The organism is Synechococcus sp. HJ21-Hayes, assembly GCF_024345835.1.
Classification (GTDB): Bacteria; Cyanobacteriota; Cyanobacteriia; order PCC-6307; family Cyanobiaceae; genus Vulcanococcus.
This window is the reverse complement of record NZ_JAGQBW010000038.1, coordinates 1-5,780: the sequence shown is the minus strand read 5'-3', so window position 1 is coordinate 5,780 and position 5,780 is coordinate 1. Positions and strand designations below refer to the sequence as shown.

Below are 5,780 nucleotides of genomic sequence, written 5' to 3'. Positions count from 1 at the left end.
CCGGTGGGTTGAGCGCCTCGGTGGTGCAGCTGCCCGAGGGGCAAGACGCTGATGGCTTGCTCCGGGCTCAGGGGCCAAAGGCCATGGAGGGCTTGATCGCCTCTGCCCGGCACTGGCTGGAGTGGCGCATCGATCGGCTTCTGGCTCCACTGGCGACAAACAGCGGCGAGGTATCGCTTGAAACCCTCCAGGCCGTAGAGCAGGCCGGGCAGGCCCTGTTCGAGCAGCTGCCCGATGGGGTGTTGCGCCGGTCAGCTGAGCAACGGCTGGAGCTGGCCTTACGCGGCAGTGGTAGTCAGACCAGCGGAACCTTACTTGCAGCGACTGCGGTGATCGATACCTGCGCCTCCACCGCCCGCCAACGGGCCGAGCACCGCGCCTTGCGCCTGTTCATCCATGCACCAGAGTGCCGCGAACTGCTGCAGTGCCTTGCGATCCAGGATCCTGCCTGCCGTGTAGCGGTGGAATGGCTCAGCAGCCTGGCGATGGTGGCCGTGGATGGCCAGATCGCTGGGATGGCCTTGCAGTTGGCGGATCAGTTGCCTGGCGCATTGGGTGCGGTGCTCAGCCAGGCGGCTACTGCCGGAGACGAGGTAATCGCGGTGTTGCAGCGGCAGCCGCAGGCGGAATTGCAGGCGCTGTTGGATGTGCTCGAGCCGGTTATCGCGAGCGCTGCTACAACCAACCAGGAGCCTGGAGCGTCTGAACCTGCGGTCAGCCATCACGATGCCCCGCCCATCACTCGCTCAGCGGAAGCGCCTCAGCAGAGTTGTGCTCGCCGGCTTGACGCTGGCACTGCCTGCGGCCGCGTTCTCCCATCCGCTCGTAGGGGCGCCTCGGCCAGCTGCCTCCACGCAGACCATCGTGGCTCCCAACAGCGGTGGCGTCACCACGGTGCGCACGAGCGCCCCAACCATCACCAAGCAGCGGGTCGAAATCTTTCGGGGCATTTCCCAGGCCACAGCAGGCTCCAAGCAGCTGTCGATGAACCGCATCGTGTTGCAGCCAGGCACCCAAGGCCTCAGGCATCAGCACCACAACGCTGAAACGGTGATCTACGTGCTCGAGGGCCAGGCCCGCACCCTGATCGGGTTGAACGGGGAGGTTGTGGTTGACAACCAAGCTGGTGACTTTCTGTTCATTCCAGCGGGCGTGTGGCACCAGCCCATGAATGTGAGTGATCGCCCTGTTGTGGCCATCGAGGCTCGCGCTGATGCCGATGATCAGAGCAATGTGATCCTGGCCCCTAATCAGCCACAAGCGCGTTAAGAGTTCGCTCAAACATCGGCCCGTCTCTACGAGAATGGGTCAACTGCGCCAGCCTGATGGTCAACCGGAAGGTTGCCTCTATGGATTGGGGGACGTGGTCACGGCCTGAGTCAGGTAGCCCACACGCGCAGCTTGTTATCGACCGTTGCGCCACGCAATCTCACGCAGCTGATGGTCGGTAAGCCGCTCCACCTCCCACCAGCCAGGGCGAAACGGCTTGAGATTGCCGCGCAGCACCATCACATCGAACACCTGCAACACGACTGGATCGCTTGGATCACGGTCCAGGGCCTTCGCTATCTGGCGTAGAGCTTCAGCAGTGGGAAGGAAGGTGGCCATCCTCCACTGGTAGCTACCGGAAAAAGGGGTGGCACCATCCGTGCTGCCGCTGCTTAGACGAGTTGAGGATGCGCCGCGCCCATCTCGAGGGAGACTCTGTAAAACCAGCGCCATTCGCGGGACAATCGCCCTGTGATCGCAGAGCGGGACTGGGGTGATGGGCGGCAAACAGTTCGGCTTCTCGGATGATGAGCTCACCACCGCCCCTACCTCGACCAACGGTCGAGCGTGGCGGAGCCACTAGAAGCAGACCCAACGGGAGACGTGTCTCTCCGAGATGGAGGTGGTGGTGCCCTGGTGTCAGGCGCTGATCGAGCTAATCGAGCCCCACGACCCCAAAGCGAGTCAGAAAGGAGGCCGGCCTCCCTATCCGCTGGCCACGATGCTGTGGGTTCATCTCCTGCAGCAGTGGTCTTCGCTCAGCGACCCGGCCATGGAAGAGGCCCTGATCGAGGTCCCCACCATGCGCCGTTTTGCTGGCATCGAGCTGATCAGTGACCGGATCCCTGATGAGACGACGATCCTGACCTTCCGCCACCTGCTGGAGAAGCACAAGCTGGGCGAGCAGATCTTTGAGACCGTCAAAACCCACCTAGTGGAGCTGTTTTGCAACTGGCAGCGAGTCGAGGTGCTGGACCCGCGCACCCGCCAATGGGGTAATGGCTTCACGGTGGTGGCTGACACGGCCGAGGCCACCGTCAAGGTGCAGACGCCGACCGGCAGGACCGCACACCGCCGCCGCGATGAGCTGCGGGTTGCCCAAGGCAGTGGCGCCGACGTGATGGATGACGGCGATGATCCGCCTTGGCCGTCAAGGCCAGAACAAGCCGCATGAAGCCCATCTGGTTTGCCGCCTGCCGCCGATGACCCGAGAGGTTGCTAGAACGGGTGAACTAGTTCTCGCCGCTTGTGGATAGGCCTGTCTTTCTGTCCGTCCGGGTTGGTGACTCGGTGATCGTCGAGTCCTCTGGCATCGATTGGTGGGTTGGGCATGTCATCCACCGCGAGGGAGGTGCCAGGTGCAGCGCCAACAGCTTGTTCCAGATCGCCTGCGTTGATACAGGCGTGATCCGCACGGTCAATGCCGACTCTGTGACGGCTGTTCTTGAGCGGCGGGGGGAGGGATAAGCGGCCCTGCGGTTGCCGGTGGTGGCAGGGTCTGGCATTGTCTGGCGACTCTGCCGACACTGAACCGATGGCATCGTCTGCCGCCGCCGCTGTGGACGGTGTGCGGCTGGCTGAGCTGGTGGATCCACTGCCGCTCAGTCGCTCGAGTGTGTTCGAGCTGGTGAAGGCATTGAGAATCACCACCGATAAAGGCCCTGGCCCTGGTGGGAAGGGGCGTGTTGCATGGGTGAGCGATGCACTCTCCAGATCTTCTCAAGCGGCGCCTCGCTGAGATCAAGTAGTCGCCAGCATTCTGAGCATCAACACTGAACCAACAACATCAAAAAAGATGTTGGATCGCCACCCGGCGGCAGGTGATTCAGGATGTCACACGGCGCCAGGGCTGCGCGAGCCGGCGTAGCCGCTGCGCGGACACCGGCCCTGGCGCTCGCGTAATCGCTTTGTCCTTGCCGCCGCCGGGATGTGTGGCATTGGTTCGTGTCGCATCGCCCCCTCCCGCGGCTGCGGTGGCTCAGCGCTTTGGGGCCTGTCTGAGGTACCTAGAAGCGGTTGCAATGGCTGCGTTCTGGGAACTTTTCTGTTGCTCAGCTCTCAGAAGAGTTGCCGCACTGCTGTGCTCTCAGCGTCCAGATCTAGTGCCGTAAAGATTCAAGAAGCGAGCCCTGCAGACCCCGTCTCACCTGGCGCGTAGTACGCCCGTACTGATACAATCAAGAGGTGATCAAGGGATGGTCTCCGCTGTTGCCGGAGCCCTTGAAAGAAATCCTTCTGCGCTCTTTTTTCTTCCTATGCTTTCGCTCACCCAGGCCGCCGCATTGGCGCCGCCTGCTGCTTCTGCATTCAGCTCGCTCGTTCTCCCTGGCCGTGGCCAGCTGGTGATCGTGGCTGGTGGTGGCCGTGATCTCACCTGGCCTTCCGAGCTGATTGCCACCCATCTGCTCAGCGCATCCCGTGGCCGCTTGGTGCAGTCGCTTTTCCATGGCGATGCCCGCGGCGCTGATCAGGCCATTTCCGCTGCTGCCGATCAGCTCGGCTGGCTGCGGATCGCTTGCCCCGCCGCCTGGCAGCAGCACGGCCGCGCCGCTGGCCCGATCCGCAACCGCCAGATGCTCGAGCGCTCCCTTGATCTGGCATCCGCCTTGCCCCTGGGCGCTGGCCTGCTCGTGATCGCCTTCCCCGGCTCCCGCGGCACTGCCTCCCTGGTGGATCAGGCCCGGCGCCTCAGCCGGCGTTCGGCCATCCCGATCGAGGTGCTCCAGATCCAGGCGGCGGCATAAGCCCCCTGCTCCATGTCTTCCTTGTCCTTCTTCTCTCTCCTCACACACCCACCGCAACGCAGCCATGTCTGTCGCCATTCCTGTCACCACCGCTCCTGATGCCAGTGCCCAGCTGCCCACCCTCTGGGAGCTCGGCACCGATCTCCAGGCTGAAACCCACTGGATTGCTCGCCTCTCCGAACGCCTCGACACCGAGGACGACGACGAACGCGCCCTCGCCATCGCTGACCTGGAGGAATCCCTGGCCCTCGAGGACAACAAACGCGAGGCCTTCATCCGCAAGGCCGATGCCACCTGCTGGGTGATCGAGCGCCTCCGCGCAGAAGCCAGCTACCACCTCGCCCAAGCCACGCGCTTCTCAGCCCTGGCCAAACGAGAAGACAACCGTGCTGATGCCCTCGAATCCACCCTCATCCATCTGCTCTCTCGCCTCAACCCCTCCGCCACCTCCCATCACCTCACCGATCACCACCTCTCTTCTCGCACCACAGAAGCCATCGAGATCGATGACCCCGATCTCCTCCCCCCAGACCTCGTCACCACCAAAACCACCACCACCCCCAACAAAACCTCGATCAAGGCCCGCATCCGCGCCCTGATCTCAGCTGCCACCTCAGGCCTTCCCAAAGCAGAAGCCGCTCACCTCGCCTTCTCCCTCTCCGCCACCGCCATCCCCGGCGCACGCCTCATCAAACGCCGCCACTGGTCCATCACCTAGCCCCCAGGGGGGCCTCGATATGGGGTTTTGCAGTGGCGGGCCCCACGTCTTTTTCCTCACTCCACACACACCGATTCATCGCCATGGCCATCACCTCAACCGCAACACCTGCGACCCACTCGGCTCCCATCCGCCGCAGCGCCACCAGTCGGCCAGCTTCCGCGCTGCAGCAGTTGCGCGCATCCCTCAGCCAAGAGGCAGCCAGTGCTCAACCATCGCCCCCACCGGCGACACCCCACGACCAGGGCGCCCTTGGTTCCGTAGCCGGCTTCTCCACACGGCAGATCGCCCTGCTTTCGGCTCCGCTCGATCGCGCCAACGTGCGCCAGCGGGAGCAGGGCCGCAGCCGGGTGAGCTACCTCGAGGGTTGGCAGGTGATCGCAGAAGCCAACCGCATCTTTGGTTTTGATGGCTGGCAGCGCTCCACCCTGATCAGCCGCTGCGTGGCTGAACACGAGCGTCCGATCGGCCGTGATCGCAAAAACGGTTGGGGTGTGACCTACATCGCCCGCGTGCGCATCACCATCACCGCCGGCCAGCGCACCCTCATCCGAGAAGGCTCCGGTGCCGGCCATGGCATCGATTCCGACCTGGGCCTGGCCCATGAATCGGCGCTCAAGGAAGCCGAGACCGATGCCACCAAACGGGCCCTGATGACCTTTGGCAATCCCTTTGGCCTGGCGCTCTACGACAAGCAGCAACGCCAGGTGAGCAGTTCAGCTGCGGCCACCGATGGCCCACTGGAATCTGCAGCGATCACGGCCCTGCAGGAGCGAATCAAAGCCCTGGCCCCTGCTCACCTCGAGGCCTTCTCCAGGGGCTTTCGCTCGGCCTTCCAGGTGCCCGCTGCCCAGCCCTCCCTGGCGGGGTTGATCACCACCAGCCGCCACCAGCGCTGGATTGAGGGCTTCCTGGCCGAGACGATCGAACCCAGCAGAATGGCCTCATGACCGCGTTGAACGCGCCATCGATCGAGCAGCGGCTGACAGCGATGGCAGCCCTGATCCACCAGGCCATTCCTGGCAGTGAAGTTCGCCTGTTCGGCTCCA

8 protein-coding genes and 1 pseudogene are annotated in these 5,780 nt (G+C 63.7%); 7 read left to right on the top strand and 2 right to left on the bottom strand.

Annotation, left to right across the window (positions count from 1 at the left end):
- Positions 1-311: 311 nt before the first annotated feature.
- Positions 312-722: a hypothetical protein gene (locus tag KBZ14_RS15685; RefSeq protein ID WP_255119284.1), complete on the bottom strand. Its 411-nt coding sequence runs from the start codon at positions 720-722 to the stop codon at positions 312-314.
- Positions 723-864: 142 nt separating this feature from the next.
- On the opposite strand from KBZ14_RS15685, the gene KBZ14_RS15680 reads away from it, so the two are divergent.
- Positions 865-1,269, top strand: coding sequence for a cupin domain-containing protein (locus tag KBZ14_RS15680; protein ID WP_255119283.1), 405 nt, complete (start codon positions 865-867; stop codon positions 1,267-1,269).
- Positions 1,270-1,404: 135 nt separating this feature from the next.
- On the opposite strand, the gene KBZ14_RS15675 is transcribed toward KBZ14_RS15680, so the two are convergent.
- Positions 1,405-1,608, bottom strand: coding sequence for a hypothetical protein (locus tag KBZ14_RS15675; RefSeq protein WP_255119282.1), 204 nt, complete (start codon positions 1,606-1,608; stop codon positions 1,405-1,407).
- A gap of 157 nt (positions 1,609-1,765) precedes the next feature.
- Here KBZ14_RS15675 and KBZ14_RS15670 point away from each other — a divergent pair.
- The 6 genes and pseudogenes from KBZ14_RS15670 to KBZ14_RS15645 form a co-directional block, all read left to right on the top strand.
- A pseudogene (locus KBZ14_RS15670) lies at positions 1,766-2,203 on the top strand (transposase); the annotation flags it as partial.
- A 314-nt stretch (positions 2,204-2,517) separates the two neighbouring features.
- Positions 2,518-2,736 (top strand): DUF3104 domain-containing protein, encoded by a 219-nt coding sequence (locus KBZ14_RS15665; RefSeq protein WP_255119281.1) that lies wholly within the window; start codon positions 2,518-2,520, stop codon positions 2,734-2,736.
- 67 nt (positions 2,737-2,803) lie between these two features.
- Positions 2,804-3,007, top strand: coding sequence for a hypothetical protein (locus KBZ14_RS15660; protein WP_255119280.1), 204 nt, complete (start codon positions 2,804-2,806; stop codon positions 3,005-3,007).
- 517 nt (positions 3,008-3,524) lie between these two features.
- Entirely contained in the window at positions 3,525-4,013 is a 489-nt protein-coding gene (locus tag KBZ14_RS15655; protein ID WP_255119279.1) for a hypothetical protein, read from the top strand.
- A 64-nt stretch (positions 4,014-4,077) separates the two neighbouring features.
- A complete protein-coding gene (locus KBZ14_RS15650; RefSeq protein WP_255119278.1) occupies positions 4,078-4,731 on the top strand; it encodes a siphovirus Gp157 family protein in 654 nt (217 codons plus the stop codon).
- Between the two features lie 83 nt (positions 4,732-4,814).
- Entirely contained in the window at positions 4,815-5,681 is an 867-nt protein-coding gene (locus KBZ14_RS15645) for an RAD52 family DNA repair protein (RefSeq protein WP_255119277.1), read from the top strand.
- The last annotated feature ends 99 nt before the right edge of the window (positions 5,682-5,780 follow it).

What these genes read in the sequence shown, in the direction of transcription:
- KBZ14_RS15685 (WP_255119284.1), bottom strand. Translation starts at nt 722, where the DNA reads ATGGCTGACCGCAGGTTCAGACGCTCCAGGCTCCTGGTTGGTTGTAGC.
- KBZ14_RS15675 (WP_255119282.1), bottom strand. Translation starts at nt 1,608, where the DNA reads ATGGCCACCTTCCTTCCCACTGCTGAAGCTCTACGCCAGATAGCGAAG.
- KBZ14_RS15660 (WP_255119280.1), top strand. Translation starts at nt 2,804, where the DNA reads ATGGCATCGTCTGCCGCCGCCGCTGTGGACGGTGTGCGGCTGGCTGAG.
- KBZ14_RS15655 (WP_255119279.1), top strand. Translation starts at nt 3,525, where the DNA reads ATGCTTTCGCTCACCCAGGCCGCCGCATTGGCGCCGCCTGCTGCTTCT.
- KBZ14_RS15650 (WP_255119278.1), top strand. Translation starts at nt 4,078, where the DNA reads ATGTCTGTCGCCATTCCTGTCACCACCGCTCCTGATGCCAGTGCCCAG.
- KBZ14_RS15645 (WP_255119277.1), top strand. Translation starts at nt 4,815, where the DNA reads ATGGCCATCACCTCAACCGCAACACCTGCGACCCACTCGGCTCCCATC.